Annotated in this window: 16 protein-coding genes; 9 read left to right on the forward strand and 7 right to left on the reverse strand. The window is 45.5% G+C overall.

The features are described 5' to 3' along the window. The first annotated feature begins 4 nt into the window (after positions 1–4). The gene (locus tag NST74_RS05670; protein ID WP_341110892.1) at positions 5–733 is read left to right on the forward strand and encodes a hypothetical protein; all 729 of its coding nucleotides are present in this window, start codon (positions 5–7) and stop codon (positions 731–733) included. Between the two features lie 123 nt (positions 734–856). Here the strand turns inward: NST74_RS05670 and NST74_RS05675 are convergent, their stop codons facing one another. Together NST74_RS05675 and NST74_RS05680 are read right to left on the reverse strand one after the other, a co-directional pair. Beyond that, positions 857–1,822: an S-layer homology domain-containing protein gene (locus NST74_RS05675; RefSeq protein WP_341110893.1), complete on the reverse strand. Its 966-nt coding sequence runs from the start codon at positions 1,820–1,822 to the stop codon at positions 857–859. 88 nt (positions 1,823–1,910) lie between these two features. Continuing rightward, on the reverse strand, positions 1,911–2,702 hold the full coding sequence (locus NST74_RS05680) for an SDR family oxidoreductase (RefSeq protein ID WP_341110894.1): 792 nt from the start codon (positions 2,700–2,702) through the stop codon (positions 1,911–1,913). A gap of 176 nt (positions 2,703–2,878) precedes the next feature. Here NST74_RS05680 and NST74_RS05685 point away from each other — a divergent pair, with 176 nt between their 5' ends. The 3 genes from NST74_RS05685 (at position 2,879) to NST74_RS05695 (ending at position 6,158) form a co-directional block, all read left to right on the forward strand. After that, positions 2,879–4,858 (forward strand): translation factor GTPase family protein, encoded by a 1,980-nt coding sequence (locus NST74_RS05685; RefSeq protein ID WP_341110896.1) that lies wholly within the window; start codon positions 2,879–2,881, stop codon positions 4,856–4,858. Positions 4,859–4,864: 6 nt separating this feature from the next. Further along, positions 4,865–5,383 carry a GNAT family N-acetyltransferase gene (locus NST74_RS05690; RefSeq protein ID WP_341110897.1) on the forward strand — a complete coding sequence of 173 codons (519 nt, stop codon included), beginning with the start codon at positions 4,865–4,867 and terminating at the stop codon, positions 5,381–5,383. A gap of 310 nt (positions 5,384–5,693) precedes the next feature. Next, on the forward strand, positions 5,694–6,158 hold the full coding sequence (locus tag NST74_RS05695; protein WP_341110898.1) for a CDI toxin immunity protein: 465 nt from the start codon (positions 5,694–5,696) through the stop codon (positions 6,156–6,158). A gap of 43 nt (positions 6,159–6,201) precedes the next feature. On the opposite strand, the gene NST74_RS05700 is transcribed toward NST74_RS05695, so the two are convergent. Then, positions 6,202–6,765 carry a CGNR zinc finger domain-containing protein gene (locus tag NST74_RS05700; RefSeq protein ID WP_341110899.1) on the reverse strand — a complete coding sequence of 188 codons (564 nt, stop codon included), beginning with the start codon at positions 6,763–6,765 and terminating at the stop codon, positions 6,202–6,204. Between the two features lie 168 nt (positions 6,766–6,933). On the opposite strand from NST74_RS05700, the gene NST74_RS05705 reads away from it, so the two are divergent. Next, positions 6,934–7,428 carry a DinB family protein gene (locus tag NST74_RS05705; RefSeq protein ID WP_188114522.1) on the forward strand — a complete coding sequence of 165 codons (495 nt, stop codon included), beginning with the start codon at positions 6,934–6,936 and terminating at the stop codon, positions 7,426–7,428. A 76-nt stretch (positions 7,429–7,504) separates the two neighbouring features. On the opposite strand, the gene NST74_RS05710 is transcribed toward NST74_RS05705, so the two are convergent. After that, on the reverse strand, positions 7,505–8,398 hold the full coding sequence (locus NST74_RS05710) for an AraC family transcriptional regulator (RefSeq protein ID WP_341110900.1): 894 nt from the start codon (positions 8,396–8,398) through the stop codon (positions 7,505–7,507). Between the two features lie 175 nt (positions 8,399–8,573). Between NST74_RS05710 and NST74_RS05715 the strand changes: the two genes are divergently transcribed. Both NST74_RS05715 and NST74_RS05720 read left to right on the forward strand, forming a co-directional pair. Beyond that, complete coding sequence (locus NST74_RS05715; protein WP_445668128.1) at positions 8,574–11,936, forward strand: DUF5107 domain-containing protein; 3,363 nt, start codon at positions 8,574–8,576, stop codon at positions 11,934–11,936. A gap of 120 nt (positions 11,937–12,056) precedes the next feature. Beyond that, a complete protein-coding gene (locus NST74_RS05720; RefSeq protein ID WP_170880244.1) occupies positions 12,057–12,227 on the forward strand; it encodes a hypothetical protein in 171 nt (56 codons plus the stop codon). A gap of 75 nt (positions 12,228–12,302) precedes the next feature. Here NST74_RS05720 and cmpA read toward each other — a convergent pair whose 3' ends face one another. Beyond that, complete coding sequence (gene cmpA / locus NST74_RS05725) at positions 12,303–12,440, reverse strand: cortex morphogenetic protein CmpA (RefSeq protein ID WP_094874036.1); 138 nt, start codon at positions 12,438–12,440, stop codon at positions 12,303–12,305. Positions 12,441–12,505: 65 nt separating this feature from the next. Further along, positions 12,506–12,868, reverse strand: coding sequence for a hypothetical protein (locus tag NST74_RS05730; protein WP_042124766.1), 363 nt, complete (start codon positions 12,866–12,868; stop codon positions 12,506–12,508). A gap of 120 nt (positions 12,869–12,988) precedes the next feature. Here NST74_RS05730 and NST74_RS05735 point away from each other — a divergent pair, with 120 nt between their 5' ends. Next, positions 12,989–13,459, forward strand: coding sequence for a SprT family protein (locus NST74_RS05735; RefSeq protein ID WP_081382729.1), 471 nt, complete (start codon positions 12,989–12,991; stop codon positions 13,457–13,459). An 18-nt stretch (positions 13,460–13,477) separates the two neighbouring features. Here NST74_RS05735 and NST74_RS05740 read toward each other — a convergent pair whose 3' ends face one another. Then, the gene (locus NST74_RS05740) at positions 13,478–14,116 is read right to left on the reverse strand and encodes a pentapeptide repeat-containing protein (protein WP_341110901.1); all 639 of its coding nucleotides are present in this window, start codon (positions 14,114–14,116) and stop codon (positions 13,478–13,480) included. Positions 14,117–14,320: 204 nt separating this feature from the next. On the opposite strand from NST74_RS05740, the gene NST74_RS05745 reads away from it, so the two are divergent. Beyond that, positions 14,321–21,196, forward strand: a complete 6,876-nt coding sequence (locus NST74_RS05745; protein WP_341110902.1) for an S-layer homology domain-containing protein — start codon at positions 14,321–14,323, stop codon at positions 21,194–21,196. Positions 21,197–21,208 lie beyond the last annotated feature (12 nt).

Consider the following 21,208-nt stretch of genomic DNA (forward strand, 5'->3'; position numbering starts at 1 on the left):
TCTTATGTACTTTGCAAAAAATATCGGTGGGCTGGCGCTGATAGCAGCTATGTTATGGCTTACTGCATGTAACGGAACTCCAGAAGCGGGTACGGAGCCGAAGCAGACACCAGAGCAGTCACAGACGGCACAACCCTTGGCTACGACGGAACCACCACAGGAGACGGAACTACCACAGCAGACGGAGCCATCAAGCACTGAGCAGCCGCAGGATCTAGAGGGATTGCCGCCATTAGTTGAGGAAGCTGCGTCTACGGTTATGAACGCCATTAGGAATAAGGATATGAAGCAACTGGCCGCATGGGTACATCGGGAGAAAGGGCTGCGCTTCTCTCCATATGCATACGTGGATACAAAATATGATCTTGTATTCACCCAGGATGAAGTAGAGAAATTAATGAATGATTCCACCAAAAGAGTGTGGAGAACATTTGCTGGCTCTGGTGATTTCATCGAGCTGACTTTCGCAGATTACTACAAGCGGTTTGTTTATGATGCGGACTTCATTCAGTTGGCCGAGACTGCTGTGAACAAGGGGCTGGGTCAGGGCACAATGATTAATAATTTAAACGAAGTGTATCCAAAGGATCAATATGATTTCGTTGAATATCATATTGAGGGCATCGATCCTTCAGTGGAAGGGATGGACTGGCGCAGCCTGCGTCTAGTTTTTGAGAAGATTGGAGAGGATCATGCACTGGTAGGTATAATTCATGATCAATGGACGCCCTAGCTTAGGGGTCTAGATGACGACGGGTTTAGAACATGGGAAAGACCTCAAAAAACGAAGGTGCCTCAGTAGCCATTTCACGGCTTTTGGGGCACCTTCATTTGCTTCGAATCGAGTCCGGAGCTTTTATTGCGTAGCACTAGAAGAATAAGATGTAGATCCGGATACCGATTTAGCGATCGCTTTATAGCCCTCTGGCAGATAAGTGACAACAGATGCTTTTGAAATCACTTGTGCGTACATTTTTCCTGGATCAGGAGCAGTCACATTAAAGTAAATCACAGCGGTTTTGTCTTTGCCAAATTCAATTCGCTCAATCACAAGTCCATACCCAGGATGAGGTAGATTATTAACGGTCAGCGTAGCCTTATTTACCCCTTCACCGGCTTTGGTTAGTGTAACCTCAGTCTCGTAGGCAGGAGTAGCAGGGCTTCCATTAGACACAATTACGCGTTTAGCAAAAGCGGCAGCATCATAGGTCAGAGCGGCTGCTTCTGAGCGGGTGATGGCATCATTTGGCCGGAAATTACCGTTCTTATCGAGTGTGGCAATATGTGTATTCAACAGGATCTGGAGGCTGTTTATAACCTCAGTAGAGAGTTTATCGCCATCCTTAATGTCAATATACATCAGCGTAACAGGAAAATTACCTTTACTTTGCAGCGCTTGCGTCAATAAGTGAGCGAACTGAGCGCGGGTGATGGTTCCGCTAGGGTCCACTGTCCGGTCGAGTGAAAGGCCATTTTGCTTGGCGATCACAAATGCTGAAGCATACCAGGCTTTGTCGCTTACCTTATCAAAATAGTCGCTGGCTTTAGAAGAGCTGCTACCTGATACGGGCTTTAGATTCAAGCCGCCTACGATGAACTGTATCCCTTGTGCAAAGCTTACTTTAGTTTTAGGCGCAAACTTATCTTTATCTACTCCGTTTATAATCCCCTCTTTGTGCAAAGAGTTGATTTTTGCTTCTGCAGGATCACCCTTCAAATCTGAAAAAGCAAAAGCGGATGCCCCAAAAGACATACTCGCTGCCAAAATACCGCAGGCTATAGTCATTTTTTTAGCATTATTTATGAATAATGATTTCTTCATTATGCGTCACCTCCATACTCTTAGATGGTAGAATAGACCAAAATGTTGCAGTGAATGTATTAAATATTATCACGATTCAAATAAAACGTTATCCGCGCAGGAGCGACTCGGCACCATCTACATAAATCTCAGTTCCTGTCACATGAAAAGATTCATCCGATGCGAGAAACAATACCAGATTGGCAACCTGCTCAGGCTTACCCGGTGCATTTTCCAGCGGATGATTGCCTTCCGGAAATTCCACAGGAATCTTCACTTCTTGAAGATCATCGCTTTTATACGTATTATCTCCAATTTGTGTATCGATTGATCCTGGGCAGATTGCATTCACGCGAATGCCGTATTGCGCCAGCTCTAGTGCCGCCATTTTCATAAAAGCAACTTGTCCTGCCTTGGAAGATGAGTAAGCGGAAGCGCCGATGTTCGAGAATACTCGATTGCCGTTAATGGAGCTGGTGATAATGATGCTGCCGCCATGTTCTTTCATATGGGGGATGGCATATTTTACTGTGGCAAAGGTGCTGCGTAGGTTCGTATCCAGTGTCTTGTCCCAATCATCGATTTCCAGTGTTTCGATAGGAGACCATGTACCATTAATTCCGGCATTGGCAAAAATAATATCAATCTTCTCGGCCGCCTCCCCAACCTTGCGAATACTTTCTTCGACTAGAACTGGATTGGAGACATCGCATTCAATTACTGTTGCTGTTCCTCCAATAGATTCAATCTCACGTTTAGTTTCGTAGGAGTCCTCAGGTGTGCGGTCAAGCATGTATACCTTAGCGCCGTGCTGGGCAAACCGTATGGCTGTAGCTTTTCCAATACCAGAACCAGCGCCTGTAACCACTGCAACTTTATCCTGTAAACGTTGATCTGTCATGATGAATTTCCTCCTTGGCGTTAGATTTCTTAGTTAGTAATTACATACCCGACATAGCTGAATCTAACCAATTGAACTGCAGGGTGGAACAACAGGGGTGGATATATTACTATGGAATGTAAGGATGTAAAAAATATGAATTTAGATCAATCTAGCTCATGATAGGGGAACTATAGATGATTCAGCAGCAAGGGGCAGAACGGATTAATGTGGGGATATTTGCCCATGTGGATGCCGGGAAGACAACAACTACGGAGCATATTTTATATGAAAGTGGTCGCATTCGTGCACTTGGCAGTGTTGATAGTGGGACAGCATTAACAGATTCTATGGATGTGGAGCGGCAACGCGGAATATCGGTACGGGCGGCATTGGCTTCTTTTACTTGGGAAGGTGTGCAGATCAATCTCGTCGATACACCGGGGCACGTAGATTTTCTGTCAGAGGTTGAACGGTCTTTGCGGGTGATGGATTGTGCGGTGCTTATTTTGTCTGCGGTAGAGGGTGTTCAGGCTCAAAGTGAGATGATCTGGAATGCGCTGCGGAAGCTGGGGATTCCGACGCTTATTTTTGTGAACAAAATGGACCGGGTAGGTGCTGATCCTGAAGCAGTACTGGCAGAGGCGAGAAACTATTTATCTAGTGATATCATTCCAGTGCAGCAACCGGTGGGCAAAGAGCAGGAGTACATTGGGGCAATAGATTTGTGGGGGAGCGAGGCTGATCCTGCGGCACAGACTGAGCTGTTGGAGGCATTGGCTGAGCGGGATGAAGACCTGTTAGAGGCGTATATGTCAGGTAGTTCGATTGATCTTTCAGCTTGGAAAAAAGCAATGAAGACGGCTACCGCATCTGGACGCTACTTCCCAATGGTTTATGGTGTTGCCGCCAAGGGGCTTGGCATTACGGCATTGCTGGACGCGATGATTGAGTATTTTCCTCGTGCGGGTGGAAATGCTGAGGGTCCGGTATCAGGGATCGTATACAATATTCAACGTGATAAAAGTATGGGACGAATGGCGTTTGTCCGCCTTTACGAAGGAACAATCCGTAACCGCGATACAGTGATGAATAACACACAGGATATTCAGGGGAAAGTGACCCAGATCCGTAAGGTCGAAGGCGGCCGTACTGAGGATGTCGGAGCGCTTGAAGCGGGGGATATCGCTGTAATCTATGGTCTTTCAGGGGTGCGTATTGGAGACGTACTCGGTCATCCGGGGGCGATTCCGGAGGAAGCGAAGCTGGCTGTTCCGCTGTTAACAGTGCGCGTATTCTGGGAAACCGATATGGATGATCATAAGGTTATCGGAGCGCTGCAGGAGCTGGCGGATGAAGATCCGCTTTTGGATGCACAGTGGCTGCAGGACGAACGGGAGCTGCATATCAAAGTAATGGGACCTATTCAGCTGGAGATTCTGAACAGTGTTCTAGAGGAGCGCTATGGCCTCCAGGTTACCTTTGGTCAGCCTTCTGTCATTTATAAAGAAACACCAGCCTCTGCTGGGGAAGGCTTTATCGCTTATACAATGCCGAAGCCATGCTGGGCAATTCTGCGGTTTCTGATTGAGCCAGGTCCCCCAGGTAGTGGATTAGTCTACGATTCGGTAGTTCGGAGTTCTGATTTGCTGCCGCAATATCAGAGCGAGACCGCACGCCGTGTGCCGGAAGCGTTGCAGCAGGGCTTGTACGGCTGGGAGGTTACCGATCTGAAAGTGACCTTGATTGAGGGACAGCATCATGTGTGGCATACCCATCCGCTGGATTTTGCCGTAGCGACTCCTATGGGGATTATGGATGGACTCGCGCGGGTAGGTACTAAGCTGCTGGAGCCGATTCTTCAGGTTCGCATCGTAGTTCCTGAGGAGAATGGCGGCCGTGTGATGAACGATCTGGTTCAGATGCGCGGCACGTTCGATCTACCTGTGCTGCAAGGCGACCGGATGATCATCGAAGGGCGTTTGCCGCTGGCAACGTCGCTCGATTATCCCGTCAGCTTAAGCTCTTACACAAAGGGGCGCAGCACGTTCACTTCTTTTTTTGCCGGCTATGAAGAATGTCCTTCAGATGTATCCGCAGAGCGCACCCGCCGGGGTGTGAACCCACTGGATCAAGCGAAATATATATTAAGCGTGCGAAAGGCGCTGCAGGGGTGAGATAAAATGAAGATCAGAAAAGCAACAGCTAGTGATATAGACGGGATCGCTTTCGTTCACGCTATGAGTTGGAAAACCACGTATAAAGGACTACTATCAGATGAGTTTCTTGATGCAATCACAGTGGAAGCTAGAAGTAAGCGCTGGATTCGCAATTTTGAAAATCCCAATAAAGACGAGGTTATGTATGTGGCTGAAGATGAGGCTGGGATGATCATTGGCTTTGCAAATGGAGGGGCGCGAAGAGAGCCAGATCTCTACGATGCGGAGCTTTACGCACTTTATTTGCTCAAGGAACACCAAGGAAAAGGTCTTGGGAAGCGGCTCATAAGAAGCGTAGCACAGAACTTATTGGAGAAAAATTATAGCTCATTCATGACTTGGGTGCTGGTGGGCAATCCTGCGATTCATTTCTACCACAGCGTGGGTGGGCAATCTGTAGCGACGAAGGAAATGAAGATTGGAGATGAGATCGTCGAAGAGATCATGATAGGGTGGAGGGAGATTGGGGTTGTGGGAGACTGAGCCGACAAAATATAAGGGCTTTTAACTGTATTTTCTACAACTAAAATCCTAAGAATGACTTGCCAAAGGATATAACTGTATTTCGTGCATCTATTTGCGTGATTTATGACTCTTTGGGTGAATTCATTAGTTTTTAAGTGTATAGAATACAATTAAAGTCACGATAATCCCTTTTGCATACGGAATAAGTGTATGAAATACATTTATTTCACGGATTCAATTTAGTTCTGAGCAAAAGCTATACAGAGAAGAAAGATTATTTATTAATATTTTTTTGCTAAAAATATGGTGGTTTAAAGGTTGGGAGAGTGTGAACGATAAACAAGCACGGTTATTTCGTTTGGAGCAATTGAAAAAAAGAATAAAAATAGAAGTCCCATCAGAATCTCTATACAGTGAGTGTATCGAAGCTTTAGGTCCTAATACAAGAATTTATAGTTCAGAAAAGTCGTCTGAAATTGTATCTTTGATGGAGAAAATGGTTAATTTCACACAGTGGGCGCGGATTGATTGGGAATCTATTGATCAAAAGAGATCCTTAAAGAAGCCGGAAGAACTGAAAGACATGGAACCTATTTTATTGAGAGACAACTACTTTGTGGTGTGGAATGAATTCAGTCTTCCGATAGTAGAAACTAATTTAGATAATATTATAAAAAACTTCAATGATGTTATTGCTGTTGGATTTGATACATGGATTATAAATTTGGATAAAGGAATTATTATTGAAAGTCATCACGAGGGGGATTTAACAATGGGTTGGATTACAACCTGAAATTTGAAGTGAAAGAGGGTGGAGATGACAATCCTCGCCTCGTTCATTCCCCCTCAGACTCAGCCTTCTTCCGTGCGCGGAAACGTCGCACCTTCATGAGGTTGCCGCAGGCTTTGTCATCGCAGTACCGCTTAGAACGGTTGCGGGTATCATCGTAATATACCCAGAGGCAAGCGGGATTCTCGCAGATGCGGAATCTTGCGGGCTCTTTTTCAAGCAATGCCTCGGCAAAAGACGCCGCTATCTCCGCCATCACCTGCTCCCAACCGCTATGGAGTGGCAACAGCTTTATCGCCGCTTGCCCATCACTTTCCCATACCATTCGCCGCGTAACAGGGCCCTTGTGCATATAAGGATTGAGCTGCTCCAGCATTTCTCCATACACTGATTCCCCTTGTACAATGGTCTGTACCCACTTCCATAGCAGTGAGCGAAGCTCTTTAAGCTGTGCCAGTTCTATGTCATTCGGCATCTGTGTTGCTAATAGAGCATGCTTCTTCAGCCATTTAGAAACCCACTCCTCTTCATCGAGCTTGTCCCTATCCTTATTCTTATCCCCTGTACGCCAATCGCGCCAGTAACTGTTAATGAAATCCTCCCACAACACGGTCTGTTCATCCTTTCCGATTCAACGCTGATTACAAATCATTGTAACAGTTAAAAATAAGATTAGCTAGTTACTTGATTGAGCGATGGAAATGTGCTACATTTTTTGTGTAACCACTATATGATGATTTAAGTAGTTACATAATTCAGTTAGTATTAGGAGGTTAACATGCAAAATAAAATCAGTGAGGTTCTGCTGCAAAATTGGGATTATTGCATGGATATCGAGGATTGGGCTCCGCCGTTAAGCGATGCACTGGAAGGTGTGGACAGTAAACAGGCACTTTGGAAGCCAGAGGGGAGTACAGTCAATTCCATCTGGGAGACGGTTAACCATCTAACATATTATAAGGTGCGTTTGCTGCGAAAGTTAAAAGGGTTGCCCAAACAACCTGATGCTGAAAGCAATGATGATACCTTCACTGTAACAACGGAAGGGGAAGAAGCATGGGCGAAGGCCGTTGCAGACCTGAAGGACGTACATGCTGCGCTTAGAGAAATCATTGAGGCGTTGGAAGAAGGTGCATATGATTGGGGCGGTTCGGGTCATGCTCCAGGGGAAGAGGTAATGAGTCTTATTTTGCATGATTCATACCACACCGGACAAATTATTATGCTTCGTAAACTGCAAGGCTCCTGGGTTTCCAACCGTAGTTTTAATTAGAACCTCTACAATAAAAATATAAGCCACACTCCACTGTACTGGTTTACCAGGTGCAGCGGTCGTGTGGCTTTTCTTGTTACCCTTTTGGGATGCTTCGATATTGAGTCGGCGAGCATCCCATTATTTTTTTGAACAATCTAGAAAAGTAGTAGGGGTCCTGCATCCCGATAGCACTAGCGATTTCTTTAATATGTAGATCGGTTAATGCTAGCAGTTGACCGGCTCGCTGCATTTTGAGGCGCAGATAGAATTCAATCGGGGGGACCCCGGTTTCTTGATTAAATAGATAAATTAGATGCTGTTTCGATAATCCTATATGCTTTGCTACATCCGGGAGTGAAATAGAGCTGTTGATTCGATCCGTCATATAGCGAATGGCTTGCTCAAGATAACGTTCGTTCTTTTTATCTTGCTCAGAGTTCATGGTGCTCAATCCCACGTGGCTGATCAGATGACGAATGCACTGAGACACATAGATATGATTACGCATGGCATAAGGCTTATCCGATAGCAGCGCATAACATTGCTCGAAATCTTCGATCCATTGGCTATGAAGGTTCAGTGTAAAGGTTAGCGGCTCTATATCCATGGCATAAGTTTGAATCAACGCAGCGGCATGTGTTCCTTTTAGATGCATCCAGTAGATCGTCCAGGGGTTCAAATCTGAAGCACCATATCGATGGGGAGTTCCGGCAGGAATGACAGCTAATTGCCGTTCTTTTATTTGAATCAGCTTATTGTGATGACTCTCCATCCACCCTACACCCTCTACGCAATACATCAGAATATGCGAGTCACATCCTTGTGGACGCTCTCGATAATGAAACTTCGCTCTTGGGAAGCAGCCAATGTCACTCACATAGAAGGAATTTGTTAACGGATTCTCATGTAATTCATTCATCATGAAATCGGGCAGCACAAAAAGCTTCTGCTCATCGAAGCCATCCGGCTTTAATGAGATATCTGTCATGATAACCCTCCTTTTTAAGAACATCATTTATTTATTTGAAATAACAGCCTATTCATAAGGGGGATATTATTTTTAGGATAAGAATATTGTCCATCAGTTACAGATTATCGTCAATTGTTTAAAAGCGCATACAACGATAAATTAGAGCTATATCACGAAGGAGGAGAGTATGGAAATGAGTATGAGAGGGCCTTCTACAGTTCTAACAAACGGTGTCCGCGTATGGGAAGAAGCAGTTGAAATTCCTACCTATGAAACAGGTGAACCCGATAAAAATCCAATGTTCCTCGAGAAGCGAGTCTATCAAGGCAGCTCGGGGCGAGTATATCCACATCCTGTGGTTGATAAAATTATGGATGAGAAAGAAATGAAATCGTATCAGATGGTCATGCTCGAAAATGAATATGTGCATATAGAGATCATGCCTGAAATTGGCGGCCGTATCTATCGCGCTCTGGATAAGACGAACAATTATGATTTTGTTTATTATAATCGCGTGATTAAACCTGCGCTTGTTGGTCTGGCAGGACCATGGATTTCAGGCGGGATTGAATTTAACTGGCCGCAGCATCATCGTCCGAACACGTTTGGCCCTGTGGAGCATGTGATTACGGAGAATGAAGATGGCAGTGCAACTGTATGGGTGAGTGAAATTGACCGAATGTACGGAACGAAGGTCACAACCGGCTTCACACTGTATCCTGGAAAAGCCTATCTCGAAGTTACAGCACAGCTATATAACCGAACCTCGGAGCCACAAACCTTCTTATGGTGGGCAAACCCTGCAGTTGCAGTCAATGATGATACTCAATCGGTGTTTCCGCCGGATGTGACAGCCGTATTCGACCATGGTAAACGTGATGTGTCCAGATTCCCAATTGCAACAGGAACGTATTACAAGAAGGATTATTCCGAAGGTGTAGATATTTCACGCTATAAAAATATTCCGGTTCCTACGTCATACATGGCGTACAAATCCGATTACAATTTCGTGGGCGGTTATGATCATGGGGTTGAAGCGGGTCTGCTTCACGTAGCGAATCACCATGTATCTCCGGGTAAAAAGCAGTGGACTTGGGGGAACGGCGAATTTGGTCAAGCGTGGGATCGTAATTTAACTGATGAGGATGGACCCTATATTGAATTAATGACAGGGGTATTTACTGATAATCAACCCGATTTCACTTGGCTTCAGCCGTATGAAGAGAAGTCATTTACACAATATTTCATGCCATATAAGAACATCGGTGTTGTGAAAAATGCTTCTGTTGATGCTGCCGTCAATCTTGAGGTAGATGAGACTTTACAGACTGCAACTGTGATGGCCTACGGAACTTCGGTATTCGAGGACGCGGTTATTGAACTGAGAGGTCAGCATAGAACCTATGTGAAGGATAAGATCACGCTCTCTCCAGAATTAACCTACAAATTGGTCATTACGTTAGATGAAGCCGATCGACCGCATCACTTAATCGTAACGGTATTTGATGCGAACGGAAACAGTCTCATATCATATCGTCCAGCGAAGCCTAGCATTGAGAAGGTTCCTGATGCAGCTAAGCCACTCCCGCTACCGGAAGAATTAAAAAGCACAGAGCAATTGTATTTGGCTGGAGTTCATCTGGAGCAATACCGTCATGCCACGTTCGAGCCAGAGCAGTATTATGAAGAAGGCTTAAAAAGAGATGCTTCCGATATTCGAATTAATGTGGCTTATGGAACGCTGCTGCTTCGCCGAGGGTTGTTCAAGCAAGCGGAAAAACATTTCCGTACAGCGATTGAATCGCTGACTTGGCGTAATCCGAACCCCTATGATAGTGAAGCTTACTATCAGCTTGGTGTAGCACTCCGATTGCAGGATCGTAATGAAGAAGCATTTGCTGCCTTCTATAAGGCGGTATGGTCTGCAGCATTCCAAGATAGTGGATATTATGCACTGAGTCAAATTGCTTGTGAACGTGGGGCGTATGAAGAGGCGTTGGAGCTCGCAACAAGAGCTTTGGTACGTAACACTAGAAACTATAAATCAAGACATGTGAAAACAGCACTTTTACGTAAGCTTGGACGTTACTCTGAGGCAATTACATTCGCAGAGGAGACATTGATGCTAGATATCGCGGACTTCGGTGCTGCATATGAGAGAGTGCTTACGCTTAAATTGCTCGGGCGACAAGAGGAAGCTGCTGAGGCTCAAATGAAGCTTGCACTGTTCATGCGAAACGATGTGCATAACTATCTAAATCTGGCTTCCGATTATGCAGGCAGTGGATTATACGTGGAAGCTGCACAGGTGTTAGAGCAGATTCGTATGGCATCGAATGAACCTACATACCCGATGGTGCATTACACATTGGCTTATGTATACGAGAAAATGGGCCGTAAAGAAGAAGCAACAGCGCAGCGTCAGCTTGCTCAATCCGCACCCTCTGATTATTGCTTCCCGAACAGCTTGTTTGAGCTGCAGGTATTAGAAAGCGCGATTACATGCAATCCACTGGATAGTAAGGCTCATTATTATCTTGGGAATCTATTCTATGATAAAAAACGTGCCGACGATGCCATTCGTCATTGGGAACAATCCGTCGCGCTTGATGATCATTTTCCGACGGTTCATCGTAACCTTACGCTTGCTTATTACAATAAGCGGAATGATGCTGAGGCTTCCTTGCAGTCACTTGAACATGCTTTCCAGTGCAATACGAACGATGCGAGAGTATTCTACGAGCTGGATCAGTTGCATAAGAAGATGGGTGTCTCTGCCCAAGAGCGCATGGCAAGATTACAGCAGCATATGGAGCTTGTGGAGAAGCGGGATGATTTGTACCTTGAATATGTGACTCTACTGAATTTGCTTAGCGATTATGAGGATGCTTTGTCTGTTCTATTAAGACGTCAATTTCATCCATGGGAAGGTGGCGAAGGGAAAGCCACAGGACAATATGTTTTGGCGCTTGTTGAGCTGAGCAAGCAGGCGAATCAGGAAGGTCAATATGAGGAGGCTATCTCATTATTAACACGTGCGCTGCATTATCCAGAGAATTTGGGTGAAGGTAAGCTCGATGGTGCGCAAGAGAATAATGTGTATTACGAGCTTGGTGTGGCTTATAACGGATTAGGCAAGACAGAGGAAGCAGCACGTCACTGGGCGATTGCGTCACAAGGCTTGGAGGAACCAGCCAGCGCAATGTACTACAACGATCAGCCGCCAGAAATGATTTTCTATCAAGGCTTAGCATGGATACAGCTTAATCATCCGAAGGAAGCGAAACGGCGTTTCAATAAGCTGATCGATTTTGCAGAAAAACATCTTTTTGATGAGCTGAAGCTTGATTATTTTGCTGTATCCTTACCTGATTTTCTCGTATTCGAGGATGATCTGAACAGACGCAATCAAATTCATTGCTTGTTCATGATGGGGCTAGGCTTATTAGGCTTAGGGAAAATGACGGAAGCGAAAGAGCGCTTTGAAGAAGCATTGGACTTGGAGCCGAACCATCAGGGAGCTCGAATTCATAAGGCGATGTGCTTGGAATCGTAAACGAAATAAGCAGCTTCATGATGCTAAACAATAACTGGTTCGATTTGGAATTTTGTTTCAACTCTGAAAGCCCCGGGTTAATGGAGACTATCTACAGCCTATATTCGAAAGGAGAGATTGATGATGGAACCGGGCTATAAAGATAGAAGCGTTGAAGTGGAGCATACAGAGGTGCAACGGAAGTCGGATTCCAGTGTTGTCGCATCTACCTTTATTAAATATGCTGCTTATATTATTATTTTTTTCGGAGCACTTTTCTTCTTAGTCAAATATGTCTTCCCGATGTTCTAATTGAGATTTCAACGAACCGTATACAAAAATCCATCCCCTGCAAAATGCGGGATGGATTTTTGAATTTAACGAATCCTATAAATTTCTCTGGATGGAATCCGGTGATTCCGCAGAATTACGATAAAAGAACCAGCACTCGTTCAGCAGCTTGATCTGACGGCGGTCTTTTTTGTAATAGGCTTTCATCAGTTGATGGCAGAGCCACTGTGGCAAGGGTATCACTCCTCTAACTGCTTACGTAAGTTAGCATATGGAGAAATGAGCCTAAAGGTGACGATTTACAGAATGCTTTCTGCTTCCTCTTCGTACCACTGCTCTAATTGAGCTTGCAGTGCCCGAATCTCGGTCAGCAGGGAGATCAGTGGATAGTTCTTCTGCTCTTGAACAGAGGCGAAGGCCTGCTCCAATCTATTGATATAATCCAGACCGGACTCCAGGGAGTAATCCTCACGCAGCAGATCCAGTGAATCACACTCAGCAATCGCTAAGGGCAGATCCGGTACATTATCGGCTGTCAGCTTGTCGATTTCTTTGTTTAGACGTAAATTGAGCGCACTTAGCTGGTACGCATATTCCTCGGGCATTTCCACGAATTGCAATTCTTGATGTTGCTGCAAAATTACATACCGCATTTTCGGCATTGGTTATTCTCCCTCCGTACTTGTCTTCCTTCTTGACAGTTTAGCCTATGCACAAGTTACAATTCAAGTAGAGATGTTAATTCCCGTGGAAAGGACTTGTGATAGAACGCTATGGAAACGATGAGCAACGAAGAGCTGCAGCTGTGGATTGAGCAGGTGTCGCGGGACAGCTTTGGTGTACCCTTTAGACACAAGGCAAGCTTTAACAGCCGATTATCTTCAACAGGCGGACGATATTTTACCAAAAGCCATAATATAGAGATTAATCCCCATCAGCTTGCTATGTTCGGTAGAGAAGAGACGGAGAAGATTATCAAACACGAGCTCTGTCATTATCATCTGCATTTGGCGAAGCGAGGGTATATGCATCGTGACACTGATTTCAAGAGACTGCTTGCACAAGTTGGCGGTAGTCGCTACTGTCAGACATTGCCGGGTGCGAAAGCTCGGAAGTCACTGCCTTATCGGTACAAGCTGATCTGTACAGCGTGCGCCATGGAGTATCCGCGTAAGCGAAAAGTAGATCCCAAGCGCTACCGCTGCGGTAAATGTTCGGGGAAGCTGAAGCTGCTGGCGCTGGAAGTCCAGTAATCAGACACGAGCATGGCGTTATTTTATAACCAGACCCATCAAGCCCACAAAGGAAACAGCTTGCTGAGGCGAAATGATGCATCCTTCTAAATCCTGAATATCCACGATCAAGCCACTGAACTCGCAGTCACTTAGATCAATCCCGTTAAGCTTTGATCCTGATAAGGTGGCTTGATCAATATTACACTCACTGAAGCTGACCTTCTGGAAATTGGATTGGTAGTAATCAGAGCTCATCAATGAACTATTCTCAAAAGCAACCTGCTTCAGTTTAGCCATTCGAAACGTTGCAAAATCCCCGATACAATCTACCATGAGAACATTTTGGAATCGCCCCCTTGTAAAGTCCGTACCAATGAGCTTGCAGTTTCTAAATTCGGTTCGATGAATAATCGCATTCGTAAAATCCACATTGGATAGATCGCATCGCTCAAAAATCACATCCATCAGCTCAATCCCAGTTAAGGACGACTCGATAATCGTAACATTTTTAAAAACCACTTGATCAAAGCTGACTTTATTCGCCTCTTGATTATCAATAACTGTATCGCTTATGCTGCAACGACTAAATTCATCTTTGGTTTGCAGCGAGTATATTTGCTCAGGGAGTAGAGCGTCTGGATCTGATATTTTTGGTGAATCCATTTTGAATTTCATATGTACCTCCATTGAATGAATGCTCGTTTCTAATTAATTTAACTATCTTAGGGTTCAGCAGATTTGTCAATTTTCAGTAGCGCTCAGACCTTTCGGGAGATACGTACAAATACACCTTTTTCTGGATAAAATCACACATCGTTTTGTAAACGTTACCAAATTAAGATGGAAGGGAAGTCCATATTAGGTAGAGGGGGTACATTTATGAAACGATTCAGGTCCGCGATGGCGGGTCTGCTCGCGATGCTGCTGATTTTCTCAAGCTTGCCTGTGATGGGAATCGGTAGCGGTTCCGTAGACGCAGAGGGGGTTGGAGGAACAGGCGCAGGGCTAATCCCATCAGGGACAGTACTCATCAAGAATAAGTGGAAAAATAATTTCTTATATGAAACGTCTGATGGTATCGTGCGTTATGGCATGACCAATCCAGCGGACACATCATCGCATTGGACAGTGGAGACGGTAAATGGTCTGTCACGAATTAAGAATGTGAAGACGGGCCACTACATTACAATGGCTGGTAATAACGGCAAAGAGGATACACTTAAGGCGGCGGATCTCCAAGGAGCTGGAAGTGTTACGGATCAATGGCTGATCGATATTTCCAATAGAAACGGATACATGATCATCCGAAGCGCGAGCGTACCTGAGAGTAAGCTGGTTATCCACGAGGAGAATCAGCTTGGTTATGCGCAGGTAAGCTCGGATATCAATATTACGTTTGAGAGTCCGCAGTGGGCTTTTATCGATCCTAACGCAGGAACAGTACCTGTACGGTTGGAAAGCCGGATGCGTCCCGGTCAGGTGATGTATGAGGAAAAAGGAAATGTACTTTACGGTAAACAGCCTTTGAAGAATGAGGCTGCCCAGTGGCTTCTTGAGCCGGGAACGGACGACGGAACCCTGATGATTCGAAACCGTGAGACGGGTCATTATATTAAGCAAAATGAAGTGACTTGGGCTGGAGTTTTTTCGCAAGAAATCGATCCGGACAAGGTGACGCTAAGCGAATGGGTGAAGGAAGATGCACCAGGCGCGGATGGAGCGGGTTTTATTACCTTAAGTAATAAAGGATTAACCGACGGAGTTAAACCTTTATGGCTGAATCCTCAGTTTGAGGAAGATAATAACGTGCGCTCTAACAGCTGGCCGGGTGAAGCAACCAATCCTAATGCCCAGTGGAAAATTGTCCCTATTTCCGAGTTGCAGCCGGTACGCTTGGCAACTTATACAGATGCACAAGTAGCTACAGATTTCTTGTATGAATCCGCAAACGGTGCACTTAAGCACGGATTAATTGCTCCAGATACTGCTGATTCATCCGATTATCTATGGTATATAGAGGATTATGACGGCAATAAACGTATCCGTAATGCAGCAACTAATCATTATCTTTCGTATAGTGATGGCACAGCCAAGGCCTTGCAGATCAGTGGTAGCCAACCATCAGATCAATGGAATTTTAAAGATTCTGATGATTATGATGACTACCAGACGTTAGAAAATTTCGGGAGTAAAGGTATCTATCTATCTACCTTGGGTGGAGACAGTGCAGGAGCAAGTGGGGATGCGACTTCATTAAGCGCCCAGTGGCAGCTTCTAGACCCTAACACACCAACAGATGGCACCATTCCATATTATCGTATTCAAAATGGCTGGAAGTCTTTTTATTGGTATGAATCTGCTGACGGCCTTTTGAAGTACGGAAATATGCAGAAGGATGGCTCTGATCAATGGCTGGTTGAGAAGTACAATGGCCGTAAGCTATTCAAGAATAAGAAAACAGGCCACTATATTAACACGGTGAATATGCCAGATGGCCATATTCAGGTCACCGAGCTACCAGACAGGAATAATGTGCAGCAGGCATACATCTGGACAGGAAAAAATATTGGGAATAGTACCTACGTAATCAGTAGTGTCCTCGACAAGGAACCAAATACATTCCCTGAAAAATTCATCTCACTTCAGAATCTCACTAAATACGCCGAGTATGGTGTGATCAATCCAGGTTGGGGCAGTCCGCAGTGGAGATTTGTTCCTGTCACCGAGAAAAAGCAGGACTTGTTCCGCTTTAAGCTAGACGCTGTAAATGGTGAAGATCAATATCTTAAGGACGGTCCTTTGCTGACTTCTCCAGATGTACTAGAGAAATTGCTAGAATCTAAGACTGTCACCGAAGCTGTCTATGATTCGCAGGACACTGAAGTAGTGGTGCCGCAGGATAAGTCGGAATCTGCAACCGCTGACGCAAAAATGACCCCTCTAGCCGCTGCGAACGAGGATGTAACAGTAGGTCAGGCTACTTATGGTTCACTTGATATGAATGACGATGCCTTTGTCTGGCAGCTGCAAGAAATAGCTGGCAGCAATGGATCTGTGAAGATTAAAAATAAAGGTACTGGACGTTATCTCTCCCTTGAGCATATAGGTGGTGCAGTAGATGAGGTTGAGCCTAATGTTGCCGTTCAGACACTGCAAACCGTCTATGATGTATGGGGCAGCATTAAGTGGATTGTGGATATGCAGCCTTCAGGTTTGACTACTTTCAAGAGTGGATGGGCTGGCCACTATATGTATGGGGCTTCCGATGAGAAGGGGAATCCGATTATAAAGATCAGTAAGGCTCCCGATGCAGCGGAAAGAAACAGTGCGCATTTTACCGCTGAAGCCGTTGAAGCGATTGCGCCACCGATCCCCGCTTACCCTGTAAGATTTAAGAATGCAAACAGCGGGGAGTATTTATACGAGAATGAGCACGGAGTTGTTCTGTACGGGCAGCCGTCAGCAGAGAATGGATTCTCTCATTGGAATATATCTGTGCAGGACGGCAAACAGACGATTATCAATCGTGCAACTGGACATTTTTTAACATTGAATGGAGATTATTCATACTTGGAGAGCAGTAGCGCAGAACCGGCTATAGACGGAGCATCTGCTTGGGAAGTAAGCTTGGCTTCCGATTATACGCATTACACCATTCGTAGTCTCTATGGAGAATACGACGATGAATTAATAAACATTGCGAATAAGACAGGATATGCTGAACGTGCGCTCCTACTAGAGAGTGACGGCTTAGCTCAATGGACGCTTGAAGCAGCTTCGCAGGAGTTTAATACTCCGTCTGGAGAACTGCGCAATAACAACACAACTACTCCAGTTCAGAACGATACCAATATTATAACGATCGTGCCGAAAGGGCTGACTGGCAAAGTAGTGGCTGAACAAGAAGGGGCGCTCGTATATGCGGAACCTTCCGATACCGCTGCTCACTCTCAGTGGATCGTTCAAGATGTAAATGGACGTAAACGCATAATGAATGTTCAGACCAAACATTATCTTTCTTTAAATGAAGCAGACCAAGCCGTCTTGTTAGCTTCTGGGGAAACAGAACGTTCCCAGTGGACGCTGGAAGAGAAATTAGGCTACAAGCTCCTGTTAAGTGCGGATAAAACAGCCTATCTTACTCACGACGCATCAGCTGTTCAACTTGGCTCTGCTGTAGGAACCGATAGCACTCTTTGGAGCTTCTTGCCCATTCCTACAGATGCAATTTATGCAGGAGGAGAAGCATTCCAAGGCGATCATGTTATGCGGTTTGCAGTCAATGCCCAGCAAGCTGGAGAATACGATGCCGTTGTTCGATACAAGAACACTTCCAGTGATGTAACGGATCTGTTGCTTGAGGTGAACGGCCTGAAGGAATCGGCTAAAGTTAGCTTGGCGAAGTCCTCCTCTTGGACGACTGAACAGGTGAAGCTGAAGCTTCGTGCAGGGATTAATACGGTTTCTCTAAGCAACTGCAACATTGATTGGGGCAAAGTAAGTATTGATAGCCTGACCGTAAAAAATAGCGTAAACAAAGTTTACCGTGGAGCTACAGTTCCTTACATTAGTTATGAAGCTGAAGATGCAGCGACTAACGGAACGCTGATCGGTCCTTCGCGGAAATATCGAACAATGGCTTCAGAGGCTTCTGGACGACAAGCTGTCGCCTTGAAGAATAAGGGGGACTATGTAGAGTTCAAGCTTGCAGAAGCAGCTAATTCTATTGTTCTTCGCTATTCCATTCCTGACAGTTCGGATGGTGCTGGTGCTGATGAAACTTTGACCCTATATGTAGATGGAGTTAAGAAAAAGCTTAATCTGACATCAAAATACGCTTGGGAATACGGTAGTTACCCATGGTCTAATGATCCTCGTCAAGGTAGTGGACATCGCTTCTTTGATGAAATTCATGCTCTGATTGGGAATGCTCCTGCTGGAGCTACCATTCGTTTAGAGAAGGGAACAGGAGACAATGCCACTTCATACGTCATCGACTTGGTAGATATGGAGCAGGTAGCACCTGAGTTAACACGCCCTGAAGGATTTATTTCGGTAACGGATTTTGGAGCGGTAGCCAATGATGAGGGAGATGATACCGCAGCCTTCAAAGCAGCGCTTGCCGAAGCGGCGGCAACAGGTACTGGGGTTTGGTTCCCAGCAGGTACCTTCAATGTCGGAGAGGGTTTGCTGGATCTGGATACGGCTGAAATTCGTGGTGCAGGCATGTGGTATACAGTTCTGAATGGAGCTAAATTTTATGGTCATGGCGGCAAAGTCGGTGTATACGACCTATTAATTGATGGTGGTATAAACGTACGAGATGATGAAGCATTCACCAACGCCTTCCATGGTGCTTTTGGGCAAGGCTCGGTCATTCAGAACGTATGGATTGAACATACCAAAGCAGGCTTGTGGTTAACACAACCTATTGGTGAGAAGGCTCGCACAAATGGTCTGTACATGGCAGGTCTTCGAATCCGTAACCTTATGGCAGATGGAATTAACTTTGCCGTAGGCACGGGCAACAGCATGATGGAACAAAGTGACATCCGTTATCCAGGGGATGATGGTATTGCGATGTGGTCGTTCACAGATGCCAAATTGAATGAAGTGAATGGCGCGGAACGGACACTTAGCTATAACAATACGGCACGTTTTAATAACGTCTCATTGCCATGGTTGGCCGATAACATAGTGGTCTTCGGTGGTAAAGATAACAAAGTTCAAGATAACGTGGTAAAAGATACTGTGACTAACGGAGCCGGGATCGCTGTATCTACCCGTTTCTCCGCAGAGCCGTTCCAAGGAACGACTATCGTTGAGCGGAATACATTGCTTCGCACAGGTAGTTATGATTCCGGTTATGGGGTGAATCTCGGTGCGTTATGGCTGTACGCTGGTGAGAGTGACATGAAAGGAAAAGTGTTCATCCGTAACAATACGGCGCTCGACAGCACCTATTCTGGCCTGATTGCCCATGGTAATCTTGAGGGAGAAACGCTCACGACGATTGATGGAGTTGTGCTGACGAATAATGTATTAGACGGGGCAGGCACAAGCGGTATAGAAGTTACGAAAAATCTGAAAGGTAATCTACTCGTCGACAACTTGATTATTCGTGGCGAACGGATGAATCTCCTGACCAATGCATCTCCTGAATTAAGCATCATTGAACAGAACCAAGGAATAGCCACAGCTGTTAAACCGTTCTCCATCAAGCTTGAAGATGGACAGAGCGGACCTGTTGTGCTGGAACAAGGAAAGTCAGCGATCCTTCAGGTGTTGGACAAAGAAGGGGTGGAGATTACTTCACAAGCTACACTTGTGCTGACGAATAGTGATATTGCTACTTTTACAAACGGCAGTCTGCATGGGCTTAAAGCGGGAAGCACAGACTTCACGGTAACTGTTGGTAATGATAAGAGAGTGTATACAGTTGCGGTCGTGTTACCTAATGGTGGGACGGATCCTGTGGATCCGACTGAACCAACAAGTACACCTAGTCCAACGAGTACACCAGCTCCAACGAGCACACCAGGTCCAACTAGTACTCCTGATCCGGCGGGGTCAGTAAATCCTGTTGCACCTGTCGCTACACCAACGCCAACACCAGCTGCTAATCATGATGCGCAGTTAAAGGCTAAGGCGACTGCTGGGCAGGCCGTGATCGAGATTTCAGCTAATGGAGATGGTACAGCTCGCTTTAGCGCAGAAGCTTTACGCAATGCGGCAGCACTTAGTCCGAATGCGGTGCTTGTTATTGCCAGTGGCGATATGAGCTATCGCTTCCCTCTAGGACTCGAGGAGAGCGTGCTGAAAGCGGCACAAATGCCAGCAGGTACGCTAGAGTTCCAACTAAATCCGCTAAGCGGAAAAGGATTGGAACAACTGCTTGCCAAGGCTAAGCAGCAAGGCTTTACTGTACAAGGAACTCCGGCAAGTATTACCTTAAAGGTTACAGATGGCAAAACCATTGTACCTGCTAATGGATTCGGCACCACCTATGTAGAACGTACATTTATGATTAAGGAAGCGCTGGATGCGAAGACGGGGGTAGTTCTTATTTATGATGAACAGACAGGTTCCTTCCGTTATGTACCTGCGATGTTCGAACTCGTGGATGGGATGACCAAGGTTACTGTTAAGAGCAGTAGTGCGAGCGGTGTATTCGTCGCAGCACTGCACCCTGTTACATTTGGGGATATTTCTTCACACTGGGCAAAGAATGAGATTGAGATGCTTGCTAGTCGACTGATCTTGACCGGACAATCCGCAGATACATTCGCGCCTCAGAAATCAGTCAGTCGTGCCGAGTTCGCGGCTATGCTAATTCGTTCGTTGGGTCTTGTCGCTGGGAACACAACGAAGACCTTCAGTGATGTGTCCGATTTATCGTGGTATGCAGCGGACGCAAGAGCCGCAGCAGCTCTAGGATTAGTTCAAGGCTATGAGGATGGAACCTTCCGTCCGAATGCTCCTATTACACGGGAGCAAATGGCTGTTATGGCAGCTAGAGCATTGAAGCTGCTGAACCTTGGAGCTGAAGTATCTGGAGCAAACACTGCTACAAATGTTTTCACAGATGCATCTTCTATTTCTTCTTGGGCAACGGAAGCTGTGAATGACTTAACTGCTAAAGGGATTATGAAAGGCCAATCCGCAGGCAGCTTTGCGCCTGGCAGTGATACTAGCCGTGCAGAAGCAGCTGTAATTCTAGTTCGTTTGCTTAGAACAGCTAAATTATTGAATTAGCTTTGGTAGTAG

Source organism: Paenibacillus sp. FSL F4-0125 (assembly GCF_038008565.1).
Taxonomy (GTDB): domain Bacteria; phylum Bacillota; class Bacilli; order Paenibacillales; family Paenibacillaceae; genus Paenibacillus_AQ.

What these genes read in the sequence shown, in the direction of transcription:
- NST74_RS05735 (WP_081382729.1), top strand. Translation starts at nt 12,989, where the DNA reads ATGAGCAACGAAGAGCTGCAGCTGTGGATTGAGCAGGTGTCGCGGGAC.
- NST74_RS05745 (WP_341110902.1), top strand. Translation starts at nt 14,321, where the DNA reads ATGAAACGATTCAGGTCCGCGATGGCGGGTCTGCTCGCGATGCTGCTG.
- NST74_RS05690 (WP_341110897.1), top strand. Translation starts at nt 4,865, where the DNA reads ATGAAGATCAGAAAAGCAACAGCTAGTGATATAGACGGGATCGCTTTC.
- NST74_RS05720 (WP_170880244.1), top strand. Translation starts at nt 12,057, where the DNA reads ATGATGGAACCGGGCTATAAAGATAGAAGCGTTGAAGTGGAGCATACA.
- NST74_RS05680 (WP_341110894.1), bottom strand. Translation starts at nt 2,702, where the DNA reads ATGACAGATCAACGTTTACAGGATAAAGTTGCAGTGGTTACAGGCGCT.
- NST74_RS05670 (WP_341110892.1), top strand. Translation starts at nt 5, where the DNA reads ATGTACTTTGCAAAAAATATCGGTGGGCTGGCGCTGATAGCAGCTATG.
- NST74_RS05685 (WP_341110896.1), top strand. Translation starts at nt 2,879, where the DNA reads ATGATTCAGCAGCAAGGGGCAGAACGGATTAATGTGGGGATATTTGCC.
- NST74_RS05675 (WP_341110893.1), bottom strand. Translation starts at nt 1,822, where the DNA reads ATGAAGAAATCATTATTCATAAATAATGCTAAAAAAATGACTATAGCC.
- NST74_RS05730 (WP_042124766.1), bottom strand. Translation starts at nt 12,868, where the DNA reads ATGCCGAAAATGCGGTATGTAATTTTGCAGCAACATCAAGAATTGCAA.
- NST74_RS05740 (WP_341110901.1), bottom strand. Translation starts at nt 14,116, where the DNA reads ATGAAATTCAAAATGGATTCACCAAAAATATCAGATCCAGACGCTCTA.
- NST74_RS05715 (WP_445668128.1), top strand. Translation starts at nt 8,574, where the DNA reads ATGAGTATGAGAGGGCCTTCTACAGTTCTAACAAACGGTGTCCGCGTA.
- NST74_RS05710 (WP_341110900.1), bottom strand. Translation starts at nt 8,398, where the DNA reads ATGACAGATATCTCATTAAAGCCGGATGGCTTCGATGAGCAGAAGCTT.
- NST74_RS05705 (WP_188114522.1), top strand. Translation starts at nt 6,934, where the DNA reads ATGCAAAATAAAATCAGTGAGGTTCTGCTGCAAAATTGGGATTATTGC.